Source organism: Coprococcus sp. AF38-1 (genome assembly GCF_003603945.1).
GTDB lineage: Bacteria > Bacillota > Clostridia > Lachnospirales > Lachnospiraceae > Coprococcus > Coprococcus aceti.
The window spans coordinates 477,305-503,528 of record NZ_QVGO01000001.1 but is presented as its reverse complement, the minus strand read 5'-3'; the positions used below and the strand labels follow the sequence as shown (position 1 = coordinate 503,528).

The following is a 26,224-nucleotide window of genomic DNA, read 5'->3' as shown; positions in this document are numbered from 1 at the left end:
AATTCTTGTTTGGAATTTCAGGGTTGTCATGTTGTTAATTTTTCAAGGTTCTTATAAAGCTCTGATACTAAGTATGTCTAACGGAGAAGGAGGGATTTGAACCCTCGCGCCGCTATTAACGGCCTACTCCCTTTCCAGGGGAGCCCCTTCAACCGCTTGGGTACTTCTCCAGTATCAAGCGCTTGAACTTTCATTATGTATGAAAGCCAGCGGAGAGAGAGGGATTCGAACCCTCGCGCCCTTTCGGACAAACGGTTTTCAAGACCGCCTCGTTATGACCGCTTCGATATCTCTCCAAGTTGTTTTTGTTCGTCGCCATCAACCGGCGACTTGTACATATTATCACTTTACCATCTTTGTGTCAACATCTTTTTTCAAAAAATTCGAAGCAATTTTTAAATCCTCAGGAGTGGTGATTTTCAGGTTCTCATACGCCCCCATTATCACCTTCGTTCTGACGCTGCTATAACGCTCCACTATCATTGTGTCATCCGTTATAACCTGACATTTGTCATGCGCCAGTCCATCATAACAGGTAAGCAGAAGTTCCCTGTTAAAACTCTGTGGAGTCTGAACCTGCCACAGCCTGGATCTATCAGGAGTATCCACTCCCATCTGATCCTCATCTACTATCTTGATGGTATCCTTCACGGGTACACCTACTGTACACGCAGAATATATCTTTACTGCATCTATGGAATCTGTGATGATTTTCTGGGTTATGCATGGTCTCGCACCATCATGGATGAGTACATACTTCGCACCATCCGCCGCAATAAGTCCATTATGTACGGAGTCATAGCGCTCTGCCCCACCGGTCACGATCTTCCTGACTTTGGTGATGTTGTACCTGTCTACTATGTCATTTCTGCAATATTCTACATAATCCTCACCTGTGACAAGGATTATGTCATCAATCGGACTGTCCTGAAAGGCCTTGAGCGAATAATACAGTACGGGATAATCCCCCAGCGTCATAAACTGCTTAGGTATATCGCTGTGCATCCTGCTGCCCTTTCCGGCTGCAAGGACTATTGCCGTGACCTTTACTTCATCCACTGTATCAAAGATTTCTATATTTGATTCCTTGTAATCAGCATTATCCGCATCGCCCATGTTCATCTTCTCCCTAGTAGTAGTCTGACACCATCACACACTTGACCAGGCTGGTTATCTCTCACCCAGCTTGAGGTTTGGTATGGCATTCAGATCCCATCCATGTCTTGTTCCATTTATGTATTCGTAGTATCCCGCCGCACCTATCATGGCCGCATTGTCCGTGCACAGTATCGGCGATGGATGATACAATGTAAGCCCAGCCTTCTCACAGGCCGCCTTCATGCTGGCTCTGAGAGCAGAATTGGACGCAACTCCGCCAGCTATGGCTATCTTATCCATATGGTATTCCTTTGCCGCAGCAACCGCATGCTCTGTGAGCACTTCCGTTACTGCTTTCTGGAACGATGCTGCCACATCGGCCTCATTGATCTGCTCGTCTCTCATATGAGCCTGATTGATATAGTTGAGCACTGCGGACTTCAGGCCACTGAAGCTGAAGTCATAGGCTGATTCTGCCACCTTTGCCCTTGGAAATTCTATAGCGTCAGGATTGCCCTCCTTCGCCTTACGATCTATCTTCGGTCCTCCCGGGTAACCCAGTCCTATAGCCCTTGCTACCTTGTCAAATGCCTCTCCTGCCGCATCATCCCTGGTTATTCCCAGTATCTCAAACTTGCCGTAATCGACTACCTTTACAAGATGTGTGTGACCTCCTGACACAACAAGGCACATGAACGGAGGCTCAAGCTCCTTGTTCTCTATATAATTCGCTGCTATATGACCTTCTATATGATGCACACCAACAAGTGGTATATCTTTTGCAAATGCTATGGCCTTGGCTGCTCCCACACCAACGAGAAGAGCGCCAACAAGCCCCGGTCCATATGTGACTGCAACCGCATCTATGTCATCCAGTGTGCACTCTGCCTCTTTGAGCGCCTGTCTTATGACCTGTGTAATCTTCTCTATGTGCTTTCGCGAAGCTATCTCCGGCACAACGCCTCCATAAAGTGTATGGATATCTATCTGTGAATATATTATATTTGACAGTACGTTTCTTCCATTCACAACAACCGCTGCGGATGTCTCATCACATGAGGATTCTATAGCCAGTATCTTTACATCTTTCTCCATAATTCATCTCACCTTTGTCGATCTATTCTACTCCTCCGAAAACTTGAGCGTTGTTGTCGTCCTATCCTTTGCTGCAATAGTTCTCGGGAATATCTCTCTTATCTCATCCATAAACACCGCCGGTTTTGCCATCGACGGACTGTAATGTGTAAGCCACATCTCCCCCACATCTGCCTTTGCCGCTATGGCCGCAGCCTCCTGCATCATCATATGCTTATGCTCTATGGCTTTTATCTCTTTCTCCTTTTCGCCGTACATGCCCTCGCATATGAACAAATCTGATCCGGCTGCATACTTCTCTATAAGGGGGGTCGGTCTGGTATCTGTGCAGTATGTGAGCTTCAGGCCCTTGCGGTCAGGACCAAGCACCATATCAGGAGTATATATGTGTCCATCCTCCTCGTATGTGTTGCCCTTCTGCAGGCCATTCCAGTATTTCATCGGAATCTCGTTCTCTCTAGCTCTGTCCACGCTGAATTTTCCTGTTCTTGGAAGTGAAAGGGAATATCCATAACATGTCACATTGTGATTCACCCTGAATGCATCCACCCTGAGATCCTCCCACATAAAGCTCTCCTCAGCCTCCGAGAGCTCCTGGAACCTGATCTCAAACGGAAGCTCAGGTGCTATAACCCTGAGGGAATTGACTACCTTCTCAAGTCTCTTTGGGCCAACCATAAGAAGTGGCTCCGTTCTCTCGGCATTGCCTATCGTGAGCAGCAGCCCCGGCAATCCGCTTATATGATCTGCATGAAAATGTGTGAAGCAGATCACATCTATCTGCTTAAAGCCTATCATGCCCTGCTGACGCATAGAGGTCTGGGTTCCCTCCCCGCAGTCTATCAGCATCTCATGTCCATTATATCTGACCACGAGAGATGTAAGTGCCCTGTATGGCAGCGGCATCATCCCTCCGGTCCCCAAAAGACATACGTCTATCATCTTCTATCTCCATTTCTAAGACAGAGTCTATATTCATACTCTATGCATACTCTGTCACATCATCTATTTCTGGAGGTATGACACATTCATTTACAAGTCTGTCGTAACAGTCCTCACACATCCTGAGTGTGTATTTTCTGCCATCCTTGTGTGAGAAATACCCCCACTCCTTCTGAATAAGGACGTAATCCTCCTTGTTATGCATATCTCCAAATACAATTATCCTTCCACACCTATTACATCTGATCTCACTCATATTTATCTCCTGTCCGACTGCATGCAGCCTTGTTATGAGTCTGATTATAAGCCAGATCCTTCACAGAATATACCGACAATGTTTTCCAGCCGTGCAAATGTGGTCTCCACGCACTGTATATTCTGCATATATCTATTACTACAACTGTTTTTGCATAACCAGACCATCCTCCACCGGTGAGTCGTAGTATTTTTTTCTTGTAGAAATTTTTATAAATCCAAACTGCTCATACATAGCTATCGCAGCAGCGTTGGATTCCCTGACTTCCAGAAATATGCTCTGCACATTCCTGTCCTTGCAGTCATCGATCATGGCTTCCATCAGCTTACAGCCGATGCCACGACGTCTTGATCCGGCATTCACTGCTACCCTGAGCAGATCTGCACTGTCACACACCGCCGAATATATGATATAGCCGGCGATTTCTCCTTCAGAAGTCTCAAGGATCTTGACATGATCGTATGTCCCCTGTATAGATGAGGACACCATCTCCTCATTCCACGGATGCGAAAACACCGCCATCTCAAGTGCAGCTATCCCGGCCAGGTCTTTCATATCTGCCAGTCTCGGGCGTACATGAAAAAAGCAACTATTCATGTCCATCATTCTCCAGTTTTGCCTTTTCAGCTCTCTCCCGCTCTGCCTGTGACTGTCTGAGATATTCAGGAGCAAATGTATCCCCCTCCTCATACTGTCCGGCTGCATATCTCACCTGGGCTGCGGCTGCCACCGAGCCAGCTCTCTGCTTATTCATGTGTGCCGGAGCAAACGCATAGTCTGCCGTCATCTTCTCTTTCAAAACATCAGCATACACATCTATTCCATCTCCCACAAATATAACCTTTTCCCCTCTCTCATTGAGCTGGTCTATAAGGTCGGCAATATCCATAGGAGTCTGATTCATTATCGTCTCAAGCCTGTCATCACTGTTAAAACTGTAAAGTCCCGTATACACCTGTTTTCTTCTCGCGTCCATGATAGGGCAGATAAGTCTGTCAGTTCCCCACACATTGTATGCAAGCCCCTCAAGTGTCGGCACCGCAATAACCGGTATATTCCATGCAAGTGCAAGTCCCTTGACCGTCGCTGAGCCTATCCTGAGTCCTGTAAATGATCCCGGTCCTGCAGCAACAGCCAACGCATCAAAGCTCTCTTTGTCCGTCTCTGTCATCTTCACGATCTCTTCCAGCATAGGAAGCAGTGTCTGGGAATGTGTCTTCTTGTAGTTGGTTGTATATTCAGCTATCAAATTATTGTTCTCGACTATGGCAACGCTCGCCACAAGTCCTGAGCTGTCAAATGCTAAGATCTTCATATCTGATCATGCCTCTCTTCTATCGTAATACGCCTGTAATCAAGGCCCTTTGAAAGGTCCTTCTCTATATCGATTCTGGTGTATGTGCCAGGTAATATCTCCTCAATGAGGTTAGCCCACTCTATAAGACATACTCCATCTCCATACACCATCTCATTGTAGCCTATCTCATCCATCTCGTCCACATCGCCGATCCTGTACACGTCAAAATGATACAGAGGCAATCTGCCCTCGTCATACTCCTTCACAATAGTGAAAGTAGGGCTGTTCACCACTTCAGTGATTCCAAGTCCAGCTGCCACCCCCTGGGATATTATCGTCTTGCCAACTCCCAGATCTCCATATATACAGTACACCTGGCCAGGAGCTGCATTCTGTCCAAGCTGCACTCCTGCATTGTAGGTTTCTTCCTTGCTATTACTCTCTATGACCATATTCTCTCCTGTCTGTCATACATATGTGTTCTCTCCGGTATTCCGGAACTATTCTGTTAACTCTAAAGATTGAGCGTGATCTTCCTGCCTTTTGCTTCAAATGGTCTGTATGCAACACCAGCCATGTCAAACATTTTCTTGGAGGCTATGGTGCTCTCTGTCATCGCATACTTGTCTGACATATACACTACTTCCTTTATACCGCACTGAATAATAGCTTTGGCACATTCATTGCACGGGAACAGAGTAGAATATATGATCGCATCCTTGAGATTGCCGCCTCTGTAATTAAGAATAGAGTTCAGCTCCGCGTGGCATACATAGAAATATTTGTTGTCAAGCGGGGCTCCAGACTTTCCCCACGGCATTGTGTCATCGTCGCATCCTGCCGGCATACCATTATATCCCATGGACAGAATTCTGTTGTTCTTGTCCACTATACACGCGCCAACCTGCGTTGACGGGTCTTTGCTTCTCTCTGCCGACATCATCGCAATGCCCATAAAATACTGATCCCACGATATGTAATCTGTTCTCTTCATACCCTGACTCCTTTCAACTTCTTTTATATCCCCCTTATGATAATATAAGCCGGAGTTTCCCCCGGCGTATATTGTAAGGTCCTGCAGAACAGAACTTCATATGATTCTGTTAGAATTAACGATCGCCGAGTGCGAACTTGTCATGGATCGCGTTCATTGCGCGCTCTGTATACTGCTCGTCGATGAGGACTGTAACTCTGATCTCTGATGTTGAGATCATTCTGATGTTGATATTCTCATCATAAAGAGCCTCGAACATCTTGGCTGCAACACCTGCATTTGACTGCATTCCTGCACCAACGATAGAAACCTTTGCAACATTCTTGTTGACATCTATGCTCTCAAACTTGCCTATGTTGTTCTTGATGATCTCCTCTGCTTTGTCTGCATTCTCATCACTACATGTGAATGTAATATCCTTTGTTCCATGTCTTCCTACTGACTGCAGTATCATATCTATATTGATGTCATTCTTTGCAAGCAGGTTGAAAAGCTTGAATGCAACACCCGGTGTGTCCTCTAATCCTACAACTGCCACTCTCGCTGAATCTGCATCCGCTGCAACTCCACTAACTAACATCTTCTCCATTCCAGTATCCTCCTTAACTATTGTACCCTCTGAAAAATTGAGACTTGAACGAACAACCAGCTGAACGCCGAACTTCTTTGCAAGCTCAACTGAACGGTTGTGCAGAACGCCTGCTCCAAGTGTAGCAAGCTCAAGCATCTCATCGTATGTTATCGTATCCAGCTTACGTGCGGTCTTTACCTTACGTGGATCTGCTGTATATACTCCATCCACATCTGTGTATATCTCACACGCATCAGCGTTAAGTGCCGCTGCAAGTGCAACAGCCGTTGTATCTGAACCACCACGACCAAGAGTTGTGTAATCGTCATACTTGTTAATTCCCTGGAATCCTGTGACAATAACTATCTTTCTCTGCTCCAGCTCATGTCTTATTCTCTCAACATCGATTCTCTTCAGACGCGCATTGCCATACACTGAAGTTGTATGCATTGCCACCTGGAATGCATTCAGAGAGATTGCAGGAACTTTAAGAGAATTCATAGCCATAGCCATAAGCGATACGGACATCTGTTCACCTATTGTAAAAAGCATATCCATCTCTCTCTTAGGTGGATTCTCATTTACCTGCTTAGCCATATCTATCAGCTCATCTGTGTATTTACCCATCGCAGACAGAACTACGACTACGTCGTTCCCCCTCTGCCAGTCCTCAATACATCTTTTGGCCACGTTAAAGATTCTTTCGGTATTTCCAACAGAAGTACCACCAAACTTCTTTACTATTAACATATTGTCCTCCTGATCGCTCATTTGAAAATTTGTATATTTAACTCTTCACCGGAGCGGTCCGGTAAAAAGAAATAAGCCTTTTGTAAAATACCGCAATTCGACTAGGATTGCAAGGTCATTGAATAATATTGTACTAATCCAGCACTCTAAGAGCACTCTTGACACCAATCTTATTGCAACATGCCTCAAATTCACCCTCTGTGATCACTGCTGTAACAAATGCCTTTTCATCGAGATCAGAATCGACATACTCAACATCACCAAATACCGCCTTGATGGCAGCCTCATCCTTCTCATCTGTTCTGACAAAGAATCTGCTCTCTGAGTCCGCAAATGTACCCATCTCAAGTTCTTCGTCCTCCCATATGATAGGAACATGTCTTCCCGCATTCTTCACTGCATCAATAACGTCTGATACAACCGCAGACGCTGTTGGAAGCTTTCCGGCGCCCTTGCCGTAGAACATTACGTCGTCAAGTGCATTACCATGTACAAGTATGCCATTGTATACATCATCTATCTTTGCCAGCGGATTGTCATGTGGAAGCATGACCGGGGCAACATATGAATATAGCTTGCCGTCTGTTTTTCTGGTTGTTCCGACAAGTTTTACAGAGTAACCCATCTTATCCGCATACTTGAAATCATCTGTTGTTATCCTGGTTATTCCCTCCATATGTATCCTGTTGTAATCCAGGTTCTTGCCATATACGAGAGATGTAAGTATAGCTATCTTTCTACACGCATCGCCACCCTCTACATCAGCCTCAGGATTGCGCTCCGCATATCCGAGCTCCTGTGCCTGCTTCAGCACTGTCGCATAGTCAGCCCCCTCTTTATCCATCTTGGTTAGGATGTAATTCGTTGTACCATTGAGTATTCCTGTGATCTCCGTAACATCATCCGCAGTTATGGATGTGTTAAGTGGTCTTATAACAGGAATTCCACCGCCTGCTGATGCTTCAAAGAAGAAATTGATATTGCTCTCTCTGGCAATCTTTATAAGCTCAGGTCCATGAACGGCCACAAGCTCCTTGTTGGAGGTTGCCACACTCTTGCCGGCAATCAGGCACTTCTTGACAAATGTATATGCAGGCTCAACACCTCCCATAACCTCCACAACGACGCTTATATCATCATCGTTAAGTATATCTTCAAAATCATGGGTGAGAATATTCTCGACAGGATCCCCAGGAAACTCCCTGAGATCAAGCACTCTCTTAACGTTTATCTCCTGTCCAGCTCTCTTGTTAACAATATCATGGTTGGTGTTAATCACTTCCACAACTCCTGAACCCACTGTACCATAACCTAATACTGCTATATTCACCATGTTTTTATCTCCTTCTTATCTCCTTTTTCTGCATAATAATGCAAGTTTAGTACGTCATTACTTTATCAGTATAAAGCGTCATTGTCAAAGGCTAATTTCTTATCATCAAATGACTCTCATGTGCTGCTACACCTCAACCTTATTCACCCATTTGAGATAGGCTGTCATAAATCCATCAAGATCTCCATCGAGAACCGCCGATACATTGGAATTCTCGTATGCTGTACGTTTATCCTTGACCATGGTATACGGTTGGAGCACATACGATCTTATCTGACTTCCAAAACCATTGTCAGTTACCTCTCCGCGGATGTCCGAAATCTTCTCCAGATTCTCCTGTTTCTTCAAAAGATAAAGTTTGGACTTCAGCATCTGCATAGCCTTATTCTTGTTCATGAGCTGTGATCTCTCATTCTGGCACTGAACAACTATACCGGTAGGATAATGTGTGATTCTGATGGCCGATGATGTCTTATTGATATGCTGGCCACCTGCACCACTCGATCTGTAGGTATCTACCCTTATATCTTCATCCCTGATCTCTATCTCCAAATCCTGCTCTATATCCGGTATGACATCACAGGATGCAAACGAAGTCATTCTCTTGCCGGCCGAATTGAATGGTGATATTCTTACCAGTCTGTGCACTCCCTTCTCTGACTTGAGATATCCGTACGCATGCTGCCCATTTATCTGAATGGTCACAGACTTTATACCAGCCTCATCGCCCTCAAGGAAATCGAGCACCTCAACACTCATGCCGTGCTTTTCTGCCCATCTGGTATACATTCTGTACAACATACTCGCCCAGTCGCAGGACTCCGTTCCGCCCTCTCCTGAATGGAGTGTGAGTACCGCATTACAGTCATCAAACTCGTCAGTGAAGAGAAGATTTATCCTATACTCCTCAAATTCCTTCGTAAATATATCTATCTGCTCCCCTATCTCAGGCACAAGACTCGGATCATTCTCCTCCTCCGCCATCAGGATCAGTGTATCTATATCCACATAGTCATTCTCAAGCTTCTTATAGTTGTCAACCAGATCCTGAAGTCCCTTCAGTTCCTTCGATACCTCACGGGATCTGTCGATATCATCCCAGAAATCCGGCTGTTCCATCTCATAATTAAGCTTTGCTATTCTGTCTGTCTTGTTTTCAATGTCAAGGGATGACTTGACCTCCCCCAAGGGATCCCTATAGGAGGCCATCGTCGCCCTGAACTCATCCAATTCTATCACTTGGTTTCTCCTGTATCACGTATTTATGCGTTCTTACCGCAGCAGTTCTTATACTTCAGACCGCTTCCGCATGGACAGAGATCATTTCTGCCTATCTTCTTGGCTTTCTTTACAGGTCCCCTTGACACTGTGTCATCCTTATTGGTTCCTGTAACCTTATTCACCTCTTCACGCTCAATCTTCTGCTCAACCTTTATTCTGAGAAGAAGCTTTACAGTATCCTCACGGATCGCTGCTGTCATGTCATTGAACATGTCATATCCTGCGAATTTGTATTCTACAACAGGATCTCTCTGGCCAAGTGATCTAAGTCCGATTCCCTGTCTCAGATTATCCATGTCGTCGATATGATCTGTCCACTTTCTATCTATAGTCTTGAGGAGTATAACTCGCTCGATCTCTCTCATCTGATCAGGATCACCGATCTCTTCCTCCTTGGCAGCATAGAGCTCAAGAGCTTCATTGTACAGTCTGTCCTTCAGCTCGCTGATATCTGCCTTTTTGATCTCCTCTTCGGTAAGTGTAACCGGCTCAGCAAATGGAACTATGCCCCTTATCATGTCATCCAGCTCTACCTGATTCCAATCCTCAGGTGCTGTCTCTGATGAGCATACCTGATCTACTGCTGCATTTATATCATCCTTTATCATCTTAAGGATAACCTCGTGCATGTTCTCGCCGTCAAGAACTCGTCTACGCTCCTTGTAAATGATCTCTCTCTGCTCGTTGTTAACACGGTCATACTCAAGAAGATTCTTTCTTATGGCAAAGTTGTTACCCTCGATCTTCTTCTGTGCCTTCTCTACGAAGTTGGAAATAGTCTTATGCTCTATCTCCTCGCCCTCAGGTATCTTAAGGGTATCGTACACTGACATAACTCTCTCTGATCCGAAAAGTCTCATCAGATCATCTTCCAGTGACAGATAGAACTTTGACTCTCCCGGATCTCCCTGTCGTCCTGAACGTCCACGGAGCTGATTATCGATACGTCTGCTCTCGTGTCTCTCTGTACCGATGATCCTGAGTCCTCCGAGCTCTGCAACACCCTCGCCGAGCTTGATATCAGTACCACGTCCTGCCATGTTAGTCGCGATGGTTACCGCATTCTTCTGTCCAGCGTCTGCAACTATCTCAGCCTCAAGCTCGTGGAACTTGGCATTGAGCACCTTGTGAGGTATCTTTCTCTTGGACAGCATATGACTGAGTTCCTCTGATGCGTCGATATTGATCGTACCGACAAGCACCGGCTGTCCCTTTCTGTAACTTATATTAATCTGCTCAACGATCGCATTGAGCTTTTCTTTCTTAGTCTTAAATATAGAATCCGGCTGATCTATTCTCTGTATAGGTCTGTTCGTAGGAATGACAACAACGTCCATTCCATAGATCTCTCTGAACTCCTCTTCCTCTGTCTGGGCTGTACCTGTCATACCTGCCTTCTTGTCAAACATGTTGAAGAAGTTCTGGAATGTGATCGTTGCAAGAGTCTTGCTCTCTCTCTTGACCTTTACATTCTCCTTTGCCTCTATAGCCTGATGCAGACCATCTGAGAATCTACGTCCGGGCATGATACGTCCGGTAAACTCATCAACGATGAGTACCTCATCATCCTTCACCACATAATCTCTGTCTCTGAACATGAGGTTATGTGCACGGAGTGCCAGGATGATATTGTGCTGGATCTCCATGTTCTCAGGGTCTGAGAGGTTGTCAATATGGAAGAACTGCTCTACCATCTTCACACCATTTGCAGTGAGCATGACGTACTTGTCCTTCTCATTTACAAGGAAATCTCCATCCTCCTCTATCTCTGTCTTCATGAGCATATCCATCTTGGATATCTCTCCATCACCCTCACCTCGCTTCATCTGTCTCGCAAGGTAATCACACATCTTGTAGAGCTCTGTGGACTTGCCGCTCTGACCGGATATGATAAGAGGAGTACGTGCCTCATCGATAAGGACTGAATCCACCTCATCGATTACACAGTAGTGAAGATCTCTCAGAACAAGCTTCTCCTTGTAGATTACCATGTTATCTCTCAGGTAATCGAAACCGAGCTCGTTGTTGGTAACATATGTAATATCGCAGTTATACGCCTCTCGCCTCTCATCTGTTGTGGAACTGTTGAGTATGATTCCGACCTTAAGTCCGAGGAATTCATGCACCTGCCCCATCCATTCAGCATCTCGCTTTGCCAGGTAGTCGTTGACTGTTACAACATGGACACCCTTTCCTTCAAGGGCATTCAGATAAGCAGGAAGTGTTGATACAAGTGTCTTTCCTTCTCCAGTTCTCATCTCTGCGATTCTTCCCTGATGGAGAACTATTCCTCCTATGAGCTGTACCCTGTAATGCTTCATTCCAAGTACACGGTATGCAGCCTCTCTCACAACCGCAAATGCTTCTACCAATATATCGTCTAACGTCTCGCCGGCAGCAAGTCTGTCCTTAAACTCCTGTGTCTTGCCCCTCAGCTCTTCATCTGAAAGTGCCTGCATCTTCTCGTCGAGTGCCTCTATCGCATCAACTATAGGATTGATCTTTTTCAATTCCTTCTCGCTGTGCGTTCCAAATATTTTCTCAAACAAACCCATGTTGTTTTTGACCTCCTAGCTATCGTTATTCAGGGTACATTCTAACATCATATGACATTTATATCAAGCAAAAAGGAGACCTTCTATAACCGAAAGTCTCCTTTAAAATACTATATTCAATTATCATCGGCACTTATATTAACTATGCCTTTGCCAATATCTGATCTTAATATTCAGGCTCGATGATTCCGTATGTGCCGCCCTTTCTCTTGTATACGACATTGACCTCATCTGACTCTGCATTCCTGAATACATAGAAATTATGTCCAAGCAGATCCATCTGGATACATGCATCCTCTGGATACATAGGTTTTACTTCGAACTTCTTAGTTCTCACGATCTTGATATCGTCATCATCCTCAACGTCCTCGTCGACAAATGCATCGTTCAGGTATGCTACATTCTGCTCCTTGTCAATGAGCTTCTTACGATGCTTGGTAACCTGTCTCTCAATAACCTCTACAACGAGATCGATCGAAACATACATGTCATCGCTCACCTGCTCGGCTCTGATAATATGTCCCTTCATAGGAATCGTTACCTCTATCTTCTGTCTATCTTTCTCAACGCTGAATGTGACCTGTGCGCCAGTATCAGCTGCAAAGTACTTCTCAAGCTTTGAGAGCTTGTCCTGTACTGCATTTCTAAGTCCTTCTGTAACTTCAATGTTCTTACCGCTGATTATGTAATTCATGATGCCCAACTCCTTCTTTTTTGGATATAATCCAAATTGATATGACTATTATACCACAACGAGTCTTTTTTTCAATATATTTGACGTATTTTTATGTGCATATTGACAACTTTATTTGTTTTCGCCGTCATGTTTTCGCCATTTTACACAAAAAGCGCACATGTATACCATGTGCGCTTCAATGTATTCATTATACCCTATTATATACAGCTTGTCTACTGTCCTATGATTCTGACTGCACAGAGCGGATCTCTGTAGAATGCAGAGGATATCTTGATACCGGTCTCCTCTGTGCTGGCATGTACTATCATTCCGTCTCCGATATATATAGCGCAGTGCTCTATAGAGCTGTCTCCATAGAAAAGTATGTCTCCAGGCTCAAGACTTGAAGTGTCTACTCTTGTTCCATACTGTGACTGTGCTCCCGCTGAGTGTGGAAGTGAATATCCAAACTGAGCGTATACAGCCATGACAAAGCCTGAACAGTCAGCTCCATCCGTAAGGCTCGATCCGCCATATACATATGGATTACCCACAAACTGTGTTGCAAAGTTCGCAAGGTCTATTCCTGTCTGGCCGCTCGGTGCCACTACATTGTTCTGTGAATCGTCTGAATCGCTGCTGTCAGATGATGTGTCGTCTGATGTATCCGATGACTGATCTGCAGAATCTGTATCCGGCTGATCTGGCGTGTAGGAATCATCCTCTGTGCTCTGGCTGTCATCTGATGCGTCCTCAGCTTCTGCCTCGTCTGCGCTCTCCTGTTCCTGTCTTGCCTGCTCCTCTGCCGCCTTTTCTTCCGCAGCCTTCGCATCAAGCTCTGCCTGGATCTGCTCCATGGACTTGGCAGTTGCAAATGCATATGTATCATCTACAAATTCAGTGCTGACATAACCATTCGTCTCGTCGTCAAGTGCTATCTGCACCCATTTGTCATCCTGTGATATGACATCAAAGCTCTGGCCTGATCCAACCTGTGTTATACAGTCGGAGTTCACATCAGCCTCTGTTCTTACGTTGAGTGTCTCTGTATTGACAGTTACCTGCTTCGGACAGTTCGCCTCGGCATAGGCTCCCGCATCATCTCCAAAAAGAAGCAGGTCATTCCTTATGTATCCTGTACAGTCACCTGATGTGACCTTGGTCCACTCCTTGCCCTTCTTCTCTATGGTTGCTATTCCATTGTTCCCTATGATACCAACTACATCTGAATCAGTTCCGGCTCCCGATCTTATATTCACATAATCCTCGGTGGCAACAAGACACTTATCCTTGAAATCAGGATATTTCACCTTGTTCTCTTCGCTTGTCTTGTCCTTCTTGGTCTCCGCAGCATTCTTTCCTGCGGATGCTGTAGTCTTCTGTGCATCTGTGGACGTTGCCGCCTTTGCAGCATCGCCTGCGTTTTTATCATTGCCCGCAAGGGTGTTAGCATATCTGTCAAATGCAGATGAAATACCTACAGTTGAATCGCTGTATATCTGTCCCGCGCTCACCGTTCCTATGGAAGTGGTGATCATCATTCCTGCCGCTGCAGCAACAACTATAGTCTTCTTAAATGACTTTGCTTTAGACATTATAAAAAACCTCCTGTGCTGATCTTAACGCAACAATTATTACATCTTTGTTACAAATCTATTGTAGTATAGCAATAATGATTACATTTGTCAACACAGGAGGCGTTGTTTTATACATTTATATTTATTTTTTGTTACATATTTGTTACATGTACTAGTTTGAAATTACAACTCCATCCTCGCCATTTACAGTAACTATAGAGCCCGACTTAAGGATCTTAGTCGCGTTCTGTGCACCCAGGATAACAGGTATGTCACGGCTGAGTCCGACTATGGCAGCATGTGAATTGCCCCCGTTCTTCTCACACACGATCGCAGATGCAGTCTTGAGCTGATCCATGATCCTGTTGCTGGTCTCATTTATGACGATTATGTCTCCATCCTTATAGTTCTTGATGAGCTCATCCTCTGACTCGCATACACAGAGCGGTGCGGTTGCAGATCTCTCATTTATAGAGAAGCCCTTTACAAGGATATGTCCTACAACGTGTACCTTTATCAGGTTTGTCGTGCCGGTCACACCAAGTGGGACTCCAGCGGTGATTACAGTCACCTCACCGTCCTTAACATAGCCGTGCTTCTTTGCCGCATCAACAGCATGCTCGAAGAGATCGTCAGTGTTGTTCTCCTCACCTATAAGAAGAGGCTGAACTCCCCATGAAAGATTGATCTGTCTGGCAACCTTCTTAACAGGGGTACATCCGATGATCGGACATTTGGGTCTGTACTTTGAGAGCATTCTCGCTGTCTTTCCTGACTTTGTAACAGTGATGATGGCTGCCGCTGCAAGGTCTATGGCCGTTGTACATGTCGCATGTGATATAGCACTCGTTATATCAGGATTCTGCACCGCATCCCTGTTGAAGAATCTCTTGTTGTAATCTATGTCTCGCTCTGCTCTCTCTGCGATGGTCTTCATGGTGTGAAGAGCCTCAACCGGATACTTGCCCGCTGCGGTCTCTCCTGAGAGCATGATTGCACTTGTTCCGTCATATATGGCATTTGCAACATCTGTCGCCTCTGCTCTGGTAGGTCTTGGATGTACCATCATAGAGTCAAGCATCTGTGTAGCTGTTATGACCTGCTTGTCCGCATTGTATACCTTCTTGATGATCATCTTCTGGATGATAGGCACATCCTCAAGAGGTATCTCAACACCCATATCTCCTCTTGCGACCATGATTCCATCGGACACTCTGATTATGTCGTCTATATTGTCAACGCCCTGCATATTCTCAATCTTGGCGATGATATTGATATTGTCACACTCATACTCGTCAAGGATCTTCCTGATCTCAAGTATATCGTCGGCTGATCTTACAAATGATGCAGCGATGAAATCGAAATCATTCTCAATACCAAAGATTATATCCGCCCTGTCTACATCGCTTATGTATGGCATGGTGAGGTTAACTCTTGGAACATTTACACCCTTGTGGTTTGATACAGGTCCGCCATTCTCCACGCGGCACACGATATCTTTATCAGTAACCTTCTCTATCTTCATATTTATAAGGCCGTCATCGATGAGTATGGTATCTCCCGGCTTGACATCGTTCACAAGATTCTTGTATGTAATGGATACCTTTGCCTGGTCGCCCACCACATCCTCTGTCGTCAGTGTAAATGTCTGTCCTTCTACGAGTTCAACCTTGCCCTCCTTGAAGTCCCCAACCCTTATCTCCGGGCCCTTAGTATCAAGCAGTGTTGCAACCGGAAGTCCAAGCTCCTCACGAAGCTTCTCCACTCTGTCCTTGTTCTTCCTGTGCTGGGCATGATCACCATGAGAAAAATTGAATCTGGCAACATCCATACCCTCGATCATGAGCTTTCTGAGCACCTCATCATCGTCCGTCGCCGGTCCCAATGTACAAATTATCTTTGTCTTTCTCAAATTCATATGAATACTCCTCCTACTGTTTTATATATTGTATTTGAATGTGTTCTATAATTATTTACCTTTGCTCATACTGGGCAAATTCCTGCGCCAGATCATTCTGTTCTACCTGTGCCGGACCTTCCTGTGGATCGTCATCCGGGGTATTCTTATGATACTGCGATACAGCGGCAAATATGTATATCACAGATATGAAAAGCGCCAGCATCCCCATCGTTCTCTTCGCCGGCCATATGTATGTTGCAATGACCATCATGAGGAAATACCATAATAACCTTATATATATGGCAGATTTGTAAATAGTGCCAAATGATACCTCTATCTTCTTCATGGATGCCGCTATCAGTCCCGCTACCGTTATGAGCAGTGACCAGAACAACGTGAGCACAAATCCAACAATTATCTGCAATACCCATGCAAGCACAAGCACTGGTGTGTCAAGCTTATTTATGAGATCGATCACATCCTGCTTTGTAACAGCCTTGAATCCATATGTCTCATTCAGGGATTCATATATATCCTTACATCTTATGATCTGTGTTCTTCCTGAGTTATATGTGAGTATCTCATCCGCTGATATGATGAATACGGTACGATACCCGCCGTCTGCAGCAAGGTCTCTTGCAACAGCTTCATCCACTTTCGTCTTCGATGTGTCGATCTTTATGTAGGACATGTTCTCATCATCCGACCAGTCGAATGCCCCATCGTAGTAAAAACCATCTCTGGACAGTGAAAAATCCTCCATATTCCGGTCTATCCTGTCCGCAAGCCTTCCGCCGCCAAACAACTGGTTATATGGAATAAAGAATATCACCAGATAAGTCAGTGTGCTCATGATAAATGTTATCAGCATCGCCGATGACATCCGTCCAAATCGTCCATTTCTGTAATAAGCTTCCGGTTTTGCGACACCTACGAACATGTTCTTCAGCGCGCCTAAAAATCCAACTCTTTTTTTATCATCCAACAGTTATTGTCCTCCAAATTTCATATGCCTGCTAATTATAACATAGACTTTATGTATTTAATATGAAAAACATCAACCTTTACCGACTTTTTTCTTGTTTTTCATTCAGGCTTTATGTTTTAGCTGGATTTTAATAAGCATTTTGTAATATATTCGTAACAAATCGGCGTAGTTTTATTGACTTTTCATAGCGTACATTATATTATGTAAACTGTGCTAAAAACTTTTTACAAAACGGGAGGAATTCATGATTATCAGAAAATTTACCAGGATAATTCTGGGCGCTGCTCTGGGTATAAGTGTATTCGCATTTGCCGGCAACGTGCCCGAAACAGCCTATGCCGCAGACATGTCCGACATAAGCGTTACATCGACGAGGGAGGATGTACAGCAGGTAGTGGACGATGGAAACTTCGACTACACAGAGCTGGACGGTACAGAGATCGATCACATATACGAGTTGTATAATAACGATCCCGAAACCATCAAACAGCTCCAGCGTCAATCCGATTACAACGCCACCGGCGATATAGCTACGCTGAGTGCCGGATATACCCACTCTTCCATGTTCGATGGCTACAAAGTCATCAAGGGCATAGACGTATCCGAGTGGAACGGCGACAGCATCAACTGGAAAAAGGTTAAAGCCGCAGGAATATCCTATGCATTCATACGTGTGGGCGGACGCTACTACGGTTCAGGAAAATATTTCATCGATTCTACATACAAGGATAATATCAAAAATGCACTGAATGCAGGTGTTGACGTGGGTGTGTACTTCTACTCACAGGCCATCAGCACATCGGAGGCCAAGACAGAAGCTAAATACACTACCGACCTGATCTCAGGCTACAACATAACTTATCCCGTTGTCATGGATTATGAATACGCATGGGAAGATGGAGGTCTGAGCGGTCGTCTGTACAACGCCCACCTTTCCAAGAGCGCAGCTACAAATGTCATAAAAGCATTCTGTGCGGCAGTTGAATCAAAGGGCTACGTAGGCATGATCTACGCCAGCAAGACTGTCATCACAGACGACATGAACGCATCTTCGATCGCACAGTCATATCCTATATGGAATGCCCAGTACAACGACACGGACACTCTCACAGTGAAACACTCATACTGGCAGTACAGCGACGTCGGCAAGGTGTCAGGAATCAGCAATGCAACTGATATGAATTTCAGATATGTCAAATCTCCTGCCGCGCCTTCATCTCTGACACAGTCAGCGTGCACAGACTCCACTATCACACTGACATGGACGAAGATCCCTGAGGTCTATGCTTACCAGATAGTACGTTACGACAGCTCCGAAGATAAATACGTCTCCGTGGGAACTGCCAAGGGTGCCGGAACGACTACGTTTACAGATAAGAATCTTCAGGACGGTAAAAAGTATACATACAAGGTACGCGGATATTACAAATTGAGCTCAGGAGCCATCTACGGAACCTACTCAGCAGAGTGTACCGGTATTACAATAGCTGATACCATAGAGAACTTTGCGGCTACAGTTACAGCGCCTACATCTGTAAAACTTTCATGGTCACCTATCCCTGCAGCAACAGGATACAGAGTATACAGAAGCAACGGTTCATCAGGCAGCTACGAGACGATTGCCACGACCAATTCTCCTGACGACTGCGACGTTACCGACAGCCAGCTCAATCCTGGCACAAAATATAACTACAAGGTACGCGCATACACAACAACTGATACCAACACCATCTGGCACGTTCTGTCAGATGCCAAGACCATAACCACCGACCCAGGCGAGGTTACAGGGCTCAAGATCACTTCAGCCTACACAAGCTCACTTACACTGAAGTGGAATAAGCAGGAAAATGTTGACGGATATATCGTATATGTATGGGAGCCATCCAATGCTACTTGGACAAGGCTTGCAAAGATCTCTTCCAAGTCTACTGACACATACACACACAAGGGACTTCCTCATTCAACCGAGTACAGCTACACGGTATGTGCATATTACAAGAAAAATGGAACATACCACTACACAGAGACAGCCAGCGCAGTGAGCGGATTTACCGGACCTGCTGTTCCTTCCCAGATCGCAACCGCATCAAGGACAGCCAAATCCGTGACCATAAGATGGACACAGATTTCTGATGCCACGGGCTACACGGTATACAAATATAATACGTCCAGCAAGTCATTTGAGCAGGTGGCACGTATCAGCGGAAGCAGCAACAGAACATACACATTTACAGGACTTAAAGCCGGAACAGAATACAAATTTGGAGTGAGAGCATACACAGATCGGAATGGATTCACAGGCTTCAGTGACCGCAAGGATTTCAGCTCCTGCACTCTCCCGGCAACCTTTACATCATCCTTCAAATACACACCACTTGGATCGCAGAGATTCCTCCAGTGGTCAAAGCTGTCATACGCTGACGGCTACATCGTATACAAGTATGATCAGAAGGCAAACAAATACACAAGAGTTAAGAAGATAACATCCAACAAGACAAATTTCTGTTTTGTTCCTAACCTCAGAAGAGGCTACGGTTACCGTGTTCTTGCTTACATGAAGTACAACGGCAAGATATACTACGGAGCAATGTCAAATGCACCGGTCAAGAATACATCTCTTACCGGAACAATCACTGACAGCAGCGTAAACCTCCGTGCAAAAGCCGGAACAAACAGCAGAGTAGTCAGAACGCTTGCAAGGGGTTCAAAAGTCAAGATCTCCGGCTATGCAAAGTCTGGAAGATATATCTGGTATAAGGTCACATACACCAGAGGCTCCAGAAAATATACCGGCTATATAAGATCTGATCTCATACGTGTCAAGTAATTCTTATACTTATACAATTAAAATAGGGAAAAGCATACATACTTTGTATCTCCTGCTTTCCCCTATTTTTTTATATTTTTCTCAATATTTTTCTCACGCAGGCCTTTTATTAATAATATTTTAATAATTTTTTTGTAATATAATTGTAACATTTATATTAGGAGGCTTACATGAGAATAAAACGATTATCTAAACAACTTTTTATTATTTCCCTTGGAATATTTATACTGACTGCGGCAGATAATATCTTCCACTCTGCCACAGTATACGCGGCTGACACCTCCACCATCTCAACATCATCGACCAGATCTGAGGTCCAAGAGGTTGTGGATGAAGGTAACTTTGACTACACTCAGTTGAGTGATGCCGAGATCGACCACATATATAGTCTTTACGGCAACGATCCTGAGACGATAAGGCAGTTGCAAAAGCAGTCAGACAGCGCTAATCCTTATGGTGTTGCCACGCTCTCATCGACAACATATACACACGCATCCCAGTTCAAGAACTCCACTGTCATGAAGGGGATAGACGTATCGGAGTGGAACGGTTCCATCAACTGGAGCAAGGTAAAATCCAGCGGCGTTACATTTGCCTTTATCAGGGCTGGAGGAAGGTACTATGGTTCAGGTGCATATTTCGTCGACTCCAAATTTGCTGAGAATGTCAAGAATGCAACTGCGGCAGGGATTGATGTCGGAGCGTACTTCTACTCTCAGGCCATAAACGCCACCGAGGCCAGGCAGGAGGCGGCATACACCTTGAACATCGTATCCTCTTACAACCTTACACTTCCCATCGTCATGGACTACGAATACGCATGGGAGGGTGGACTGACCGGCAGGCTCTACAATGCGCACCTGTCCAAAAGCGCTGCCACCACGGTCATCAACACTTTTTGCAGTACAGTGGAAGCAAGTGGCTACGTGGGCATGCTGTATGCGAGCAAAAGTGTTATAACCGATGACATGAACATCACCAGTATAAACAACAAATACCCAATATGGAATGCGCAGTACAACGATTCAGACACGCTGACCGCCACTCATTCATATTGGCAGTACGATGACAACGGAACCGTCGCCGGAATAAGCTATCCGACGGATCTTGATTTCAAATATGTAAATACACCGGCAGCACCTACAAAACTCACATTTAAGTCATCGACCAGCTCATCCATAACCCTCACCTGGAATAAGGTTCATGAGGTATATGGTTATCAGATAGTGCGTTACGATGAGGCCGAAGGAAAATATGTGTCGATCGGAACAACAAAGGGGGCCGGCACTCTGACCTACACTGATAACGGTCTCACCAGCGGTAAAAAATATACCTACATGGTGCGCGGATACCATAAATTAAATACCGGCACTGTATTCGGAGCTTACTCGCAAGAATATAGCTGCACCGCCACCTATGCAGAGGCTGTAACTGCATCGACAGATCCTGAACCTCCAATCTTCGATACCGCCCCGGACATGCCTACCCAGGCCGCAATAGCAGACAGGACTTCCAGTTCCATTAATGTCCGCTGGAGCAAGATTTCCGGAGTCACAGGCTATTTCGTGTACAAATACAACACGTCCACTGGTAAATATGACAGAATTGCAAGATGCATAGGCGACGAATCCAGAAGTTATAACTTTACCGGACTTTCTCCCGCCACAACATACAAATTCGGCGTGAGGGCGTATTATGAATACAACGGTGCGATCATGTACAGCAACCGCCTGGAGTTCAGCAAATGTACAAAGCCACGAACCTTTACATCTTCATTTAAGTATACTCCTCTCGGTTCGTATCGCTGTCTGCACTGGCAGAAGCTTTCAAATGTATCCGGCTACATCATATACAAATATGATATTGCCCATAACAAATACACAAGAGTAAAGAAAATATCCTCTTACAAAACAACCAGTTGTATACTTCCTGCTTTGAAGAGCGGCTTCGGCTACAGGATTCTTGCATATAAGAATGTCAATGGTTCGATAGTATATGGCGACATTTCAAAAGCTCCCGCAAAAGCCAGCTCATTGAGCGGAACAGTCATTGACAGCCAGGTCCGTCTCAGGGCAGGGGCAGGAACCAACAAACGTATCATCCGGGAACTTGCCAGAGGATCAAAGGTCAAAATCAGCGGCTGCAAATATTCCGGCAAGAATGCGTGGTATAAGATCACTTACACCAAGGGCTCAAAGAAATACACCGGATATGTAAGATCCGATTTCATAAGAATAAACTAGTCTTAATTCAAACAACAAAATAGGCATCATACCTGATCAGGTATGACGCCTATTTTGTATCTATCATCATGATCGTCCGTTAGCGGAAACTATTTCACAACCTTGAATGAAGCCTTTACATAGCCATCTGCATAAAGCACAAGCTCTCTGCCATTGCTGCCCCACATGAGCTCTTCCTCTGCGTATGAAGGCTCTACAAACTTAACGTCAAGTCTCTTCAGGTCCTCGTGTGCACATGCTGCTGTGCGGAGAAGCAACATTCCCTGAACTACAGGATGGTCTGTGAGGTGGATCTTATTCTCGTCTCCTGTCTCCTTGCTGAATGCATAAACCTCTTCCTTTGTAAATGTGTGAAATGGCTTCTCGTCCTCATAATCCGTCTTCTCCACTCTCTTAATCTCCTTCTCCTTGTCTGATGCCTTTACGAGTGTGATGGTCATCTTCTCAACAGGAGTCTCTTCTCCCTCTACCTTTCCAAGGATAGAGAGTATGTACATGAATGCGTTCTCCTTAACATCACCATACTCATATGTGATGCTATCGGCAGCCTCTGCCTTCTCTCTGTCTACTGTGTAGGATATCTTGCCTATGAATGCGCCCTGATATGTGGATGCATCCATGTCTGTCATCTTTGTTCCAAGTCCCATGATCCTGTCATAAATCTTCATATAATTCTCCTTCTAAAACTTATTCTGCCTGTTATATTCTCTTATTTGCGTGCGTTTAATCCTTCTCATCCAATTGCCTTGCGCACGGAGCACCCACTAATGTCTATGAATGTTTTCTGTCCGTGACAAATCCGTTTCTTCTTATCATGTCAAAGTCAAGGTCAAATGATGTGCCATCGGTGGTCAGGAAGTCACCGCTTATGACCGCATTTGCCCCGGCTGCAAGTGCAGCCTCGCCGTTGTCCTCATATCTTCCTCTTCCGGCCGCAAGCCTTATCATGACTTTTGGCATGACAAATCTGTATACCGCTATCGTTCTGACGTACTCCTCCTCAGTGAGAGGTGTCTTGTCATAGAACGGCGTTCCCTCCCTCGGATTGAGGAGGTTCATCGGAACCGAATCCACGCCAAGCTCTCTGAGTTCAAATGCAAGTGCCACCCTGTCCTCAAGTGTCTCGCCCATGCCGAACAGACTGCCACTGCACACCATGAGTCCCGCAGCCTTTGCAGCGCGTATTGCCGCCTTCTTCTGTTCCTGTGTGTGACTGGTACACACCTCCGGGAAATATGCCGGAGAGGTTTCAAGGTTGTTATGTATCATCGATAGTCCCGCACCCTTAAGCTTCGTGAAGTCCTCCTGATCCAGCAGACCAAATGACGCGCATATGTTGATATCCACATTGTCGTGTATATCCTTGACCGTTTTCTCAGCAAGCTCGACCTCCCGCTTTGAAAGTCTCCTGCCCTCAGCCACAAGGCAGTACCTGAAGCTTCCCTTGCCACAGTCAATCGATGCACCCTCAGTAACCGCTTCTTCACCCAGAAGATTTATCTCAGGTACATCCTTCTTCGCTATCCTGGACTGTGCACAGTATCTGCAGTTCTCTGTGCATCTGCCCTCCTTCACGCTTATGACCGAGCACACATCGCACCGGTCTCCGCAGAAATGCTCTCTTATCTCATTTGCTGAAGCCGCCAGTATATCCAGATCCTCATGTGCAAGCTTTAGAGCCTCATCATATGTGATCTCCGCTCCACCATTCAGCACGCGGTTCTTAAGCTCCTCTACATACTCTCTGCCCATATGATTCCTACCTCTTTTCTGTAAAGTTCCCAGTTTCATCTGGTCTTCAGCCCTTGTGTATTGTAACTTCTGGTATCAGCCGAATGTTCATGGTATGTTTTACCGGACATCAGCCTACCCATACGTATATATGGAAAGAGCCTGCCACCGGCAGGCTCCCCCATCTGTATATAACTCTCTATATCTTTCACAGATATTTAGTATCAGCTATTTATCTTGTGTTCTCTGTTATGTCTCCAAATGATCACATTAGGATTACAGCGCAGCCTTGATCTGCTTGTAGATACCCTCTGCATCAAGCTCGTACTTGTGAAGCAGTTCCTTTGCAGGGCCTGACTCACCAAATGTATCTCTCACACCGATCCTTGTCAGCTTTGTAGGACACTTCTCAGCAAGCACCTCTGCAACAGCACTTCCGAGACCACCTATGATGGAGTGCTCCTCAACTGTGAACACTCTTCCTGTCTTCTGAGCTGTCTCAGCGATGATATCCTCATCGATAGGCTTGATAGTGTGGATGTTGATGAGTTCAGCATCTATACCGTCAGCAGTGAGCATATCCACAGCCTTCACAGCCTCAGATACACAAAGTCCTGTAGCTATGATAGATATGTCCTTGCCGTCCTTGAGCTTAACCCCTTTGCCGATCTCAAACTTGTATGTGCTCTCATCATTGAGTACTGGAACTGCCAGTCTTCCGAATCTGAGATATACAGGTCCAACATACTCGTATGCAGCTTTCACTGCTGCTCTTGCCTCTACATCATCACATGGGTTAATGACAACCATGCCCGGGATCTCTCTCATGAGTGCGATATCCTCACAGCACTGATGTGTTGCTCCATCCTCACCTACTGAGATTCCTGCGTGGGTTGCACCGATCTTCACATTCAGATGTGGATATCCGATAGTATTTCTCACCTGCTCAAATGCACGTCCTGCAGCGAACATTGCAAATGAACTCATAAATGGAACATATCCGCATGTTGACATTCCGGCAGCTATTCCTGCCATGTTCGCCTCCGCGATGCCACAGTCAACGTGTCGCTCAGGATAAGCTTTCTTAAAAATAACTGTCTTGGTTGCCTCTGCAAGGTCTGCATCTAAAACAACAAGATCATCATGCTCCTTTGCGATCTCTACTAAGGCATTGCCATAGCTCTCTCTGGTTGCGATTGCTTTATTCTCTATCATAATGCTGCAGCCTCCTTCTCAAGTTCTTCCATGGCGATCTTGTACTCTTCTTCATTCGGAGCCTTTCCATGCCAGCCGGCCTTGTCCTCCATGAATGATACACCCTTGCCCTTGATCGTGTGGGCGATGATCGCTGTAGGCTCACCCTTGTGGGACTTTGCCTCAGCAAATGCCCTGTCGATCTCGTCAAAGTCATTGCCATTGATATTGATAACATGGAAGTTGAATGCTTTGAACTTCTCATCTATAGGATATGGTGAACATACATCCTCAACCGTTCCGTCAATCTGAAGATTGTTGTTATCTACTATAACGCACAGATTGTCAAGCTTTCTATGTCCTGCGAACATAGCTGCCTCCCATATCTGTCCCTCCTGGATCTCTCCATCACCGCAGAGACAGTATGTTCTGTAATCCTTGCCCTGCATCTTGGCTGCAAGTGCCATACCTACTGCAACTGAAAGTCCCTGTCCCAGTGATCCTGATGACATATCCACTCCTGGAGTGTGCTTCTTGTCAGGATGTCCCTGAAGGTAAGATCCAACATGTCTGAGTGTCTTTAAGTCTTCTATTGGGAAAAAGCCTTTTAACGCAAGTGCTGCGTAGTAGCCCGGAGCTGTGTGTCCCTTTGAGAGCACGAATCTGTCACGATTCTCGTCCTCAGGATTCTTAGGATCCACATTCATCTCCTCGAAATAAAGATAAGTAAACAGGTCTGCTGCTGATAATGAGCCGCCTGGATGTCCGCTCTTTGCATTGTATACACCTGTGACAATGCCCTTGCGAACTTCTACAGCTTTTTTCTGAAGTTCTAATTTGTTCATCTCATTCTCCTTTTAACTGGATACTGTATTTGTATCATACAGAGCCATTATAACATAATTTCTTCTATTTA

22 protein-coding genes and 2 tRNA genes are annotated in these 26,224 nt (G+C 45.2%); 2 read left to right on the top strand and 22 right to left on the bottom strand.

Annotated elements, in window-relative coordinates; all coding sequences use genetic code 11:
• Window positions 1–81: 81 nt before the first annotated feature.
• From DW025_RS02570 to DW025_RS02485, 18 genes are all read right to left on the bottom strand, one after another.
• Window positions 82–170: transfer RNA gene (locus DW025_RS02570), tRNA-Ser, on the bottom strand.
• Window positions 171–210: 40 nt separating this feature from the next.
• A tRNA-Ser gene (locus tag DW025_RS02565) sits at window positions 211–296 on the bottom strand.
• A gap of 46 nt (window positions 297–342) precedes the next feature.
• Window positions 343–1,116, bottom strand: coding sequence for a 2-C-methyl-D-erythritol 4-phosphate cytidylyltransferase (gene ispD, locus DW025_RS02560; protein ID WP_119998573.1), 774 nt, complete (start codon window positions 1,114–1,116; stop codon window positions 343–345).
• 54 nt (window positions 1,117–1,170) lie between these two features.
• Window positions 1,171–2,193, bottom strand: coding sequence for a tRNA (adenosine(37)-N6)-threonylcarbamoyltransferase complex transferase subunit TsaD (gene tsaD, locus DW025_RS02555; RefSeq protein ID WP_022215803.1), 1,023 nt, complete (start codon window positions 2,191–2,193; stop codon window positions 1,171–1,173).
• 27 nt (window positions 2,194–2,220) lie between these two features.
• The gene (locus DW025_RS02550; protein ID WP_015533863.1) at window positions 2,221–3,135 is read right to left on the bottom strand and encodes a ribonuclease Z; all 915 of its coding nucleotides are present in this window, start codon (window positions 3,133–3,135) and stop codon (window positions 2,221–2,223) included.
• Between the two features lie 40 nt (window positions 3,136–3,175).
• Window positions 3,176–3,391 (bottom strand): hypothetical protein, encoded by a 216-nt coding sequence (locus DW025_RS02545; RefSeq protein WP_119998571.1) that lies wholly within the window; start codon window positions 3,389–3,391, stop codon window positions 3,176–3,178.
• 138 nt (window positions 3,392–3,529) lie between these two features.
• On the bottom strand, window positions 3,530–3,988 hold the full coding sequence (gene rimI, locus DW025_RS02540; protein WP_118758114.1) for a ribosomal protein S18-alanine N-acetyltransferase: 459 nt from the start codon (window positions 3,986–3,988) through the stop codon (window positions 3,530–3,532).
• Window positions 3,981–4,706, bottom strand: a complete 726-nt coding sequence (gene tsaB, locus DW025_RS02535; protein WP_119998569.1) for a tRNA (adenosine(37)-N6)-threonylcarbamoyltransferase complex dimerization subunit type 1 TsaB — start codon at window positions 4,704–4,706, stop codon at window positions 3,981–3,983. Before tsaB ends, rimI begins: the two co-directional genes overlap by 8 nt.
• A complete protein-coding gene (gene tsaE, locus DW025_RS02530; RefSeq protein ID WP_055223209.1) occupies window positions 4,703–5,140 on the bottom strand; it encodes a tRNA (adenosine(37)-N6)-threonylcarbamoyltransferase complex ATPase subunit type 1 TsaE in 438 nt (145 codons plus the stop codon). Before tsaE ends, tsaB begins: the two co-directional genes overlap by 4 nt.
• A 62-nt stretch (window positions 5,141–5,202) precedes the next feature.
• Window positions 5,203–5,682, bottom strand: coding sequence for a deoxycytidylate deaminase (locus tag DW025_RS02525; RefSeq protein ID WP_015533858.1), 480 nt, complete (start codon window positions 5,680–5,682; stop codon window positions 5,203–5,205).
• A gap of 115 nt (window positions 5,683–5,797) precedes the next feature.
• Window positions 5,798–7,003 carry an aspartate kinase gene (locus tag DW025_RS02520; RefSeq protein ID WP_022215807.1) on the bottom strand — a complete coding sequence of 402 codons (1,206 nt, stop codon included), beginning with the start codon at window positions 7,001–7,003 and terminating at the stop codon, window positions 5,798–5,800.
• 133 nt (window positions 7,004–7,136) lie between these two features.
• Complete coding sequence (locus tag DW025_RS02515; protein ID WP_055273684.1) at window positions 7,137–8,336, bottom strand: homoserine dehydrogenase; 1,200 nt, start codon at window positions 8,334–8,336, stop codon at window positions 7,137–7,139.
• Between the two features lie 126 nt (window positions 8,337–8,462).
• Window positions 8,463–9,575 carry a peptide chain release factor 2 gene (prfB, locus tag DW025_RS02510; RefSeq protein WP_117550607.1) on the bottom strand — a complete coding sequence of 371 codons (1,113 nt, stop codon included), beginning with the start codon at window positions 9,573–9,575 and terminating at the stop codon, window positions 8,463–8,465.
• Between the two features lie 23 nt (window positions 9,576–9,598).
• Complete coding sequence (gene secA, locus DW025_RS02505; protein WP_015533855.1) at window positions 9,599–12,172, bottom strand: preprotein translocase subunit SecA; 2,574 nt, start codon at window positions 12,170–12,172, stop codon at window positions 9,599–9,601.
• Between the two features lie 166 nt (window positions 12,173–12,338).
• The gene (gene hpf, locus DW025_RS02500; protein WP_022215810.1) at window positions 12,339–12,866 is read right to left on the bottom strand and encodes a ribosome hibernation-promoting factor, HPF/YfiA family; all 528 of its coding nucleotides are present in this window, start codon (window positions 12,864–12,866) and stop codon (window positions 12,339–12,341) included.
• 215 nt (window positions 12,867–13,081) lie between these two features.
• Window positions 13,082–14,443 carry a C40 family peptidase gene (locus DW025_RS02495; protein WP_117874608.1) on the bottom strand — a complete coding sequence of 454 codons (1,362 nt, stop codon included), beginning with the start codon at window positions 14,441–14,443 and terminating at the stop codon, window positions 13,082–13,084.
• A gap of 154 nt (window positions 14,444–14,597) precedes the next feature.
• A complete protein-coding gene (gene pyk, locus DW025_RS02490) occupies window positions 14,598–16,343 on the bottom strand; it encodes a pyruvate kinase (protein ID WP_118758110.1) in 1,746 nt (581 codons plus the stop codon).
• Window positions 16,344–16,398: 55 nt separating this feature from the next.
• Window positions 16,399–17,310 (bottom strand): DUF1189 family protein, encoded by a 912-nt coding sequence (locus DW025_RS02485; protein ID WP_119998567.1) that lies wholly within the window; start codon window positions 17,308–17,310, stop codon window positions 16,399–16,401.
• A gap of 247 nt (window positions 17,311–17,557) precedes the next feature.
• Between DW025_RS02485 and DW025_RS02480 the strand changes: the two genes are divergently transcribed.
• Complete coding sequence (locus DW025_RS02480) at window positions 17,558–20,140, top strand: fibronectin type III domain-containing protein (RefSeq protein WP_119998566.1); 2,583 nt, start codon at window positions 17,558–17,560, stop codon at window positions 20,138–20,140.
• Window positions 20,141–20,310: 170 nt separating this feature from the next.
• The gene (locus DW025_RS02475; protein WP_119998564.1) at window positions 20,311–22,383 is read left to right on the top strand and encodes a GH25 family lysozyme; all 2,073 of its coding nucleotides are present in this window, start codon (window positions 20,311–20,313) and stop codon (window positions 22,381–22,383) included.
• A gap of 89 nt (window positions 22,384–22,472) precedes the next feature.
• Here DW025_RS02475 and DW025_RS02470 read toward each other — a convergent pair whose 3' ends face one another.
• From DW025_RS02470 to DW025_RS02455, 4 genes are all read right to left on the bottom strand, one after another.
• The gene (locus DW025_RS02470) at window positions 22,473–23,051 is read right to left on the bottom strand and encodes a hypothetical protein (protein WP_022215816.1); all 579 of its coding nucleotides are present in this window, start codon (window positions 23,049–23,051) and stop codon (window positions 22,473–22,475) included.
• Between the two features lie 103 nt (window positions 23,052–23,154).
• Complete coding sequence (gene bioB / locus DW025_RS02465) at window positions 23,155–24,135, bottom strand: biotin synthase BioB (RefSeq protein ID WP_119998563.1); 981 nt, start codon at window positions 24,133–24,135, stop codon at window positions 23,155–23,157.
• A 255-nt stretch (window positions 24,136–24,390) separates the two neighbouring features.
• On the bottom strand, window positions 24,391–25,329 hold the full coding sequence (locus tag DW025_RS02460) for a transketolase family protein (protein ID WP_119998561.1): 939 nt from the start codon (window positions 25,327–25,329) through the stop codon (window positions 24,391–24,393).
• Window positions 25,326–26,153 (bottom strand): transketolase, encoded by an 828-nt coding sequence (locus tag DW025_RS02455; RefSeq protein ID WP_004850272.1) that lies wholly within the window; start codon window positions 26,151–26,153, stop codon window positions 25,326–25,328. The genes DW025_RS02460 and DW025_RS02455 overlap by 4 nt, the downstream gene beginning before the upstream one ends.
• Window positions 26,154–26,224 lie beyond the last annotated feature (71 nt).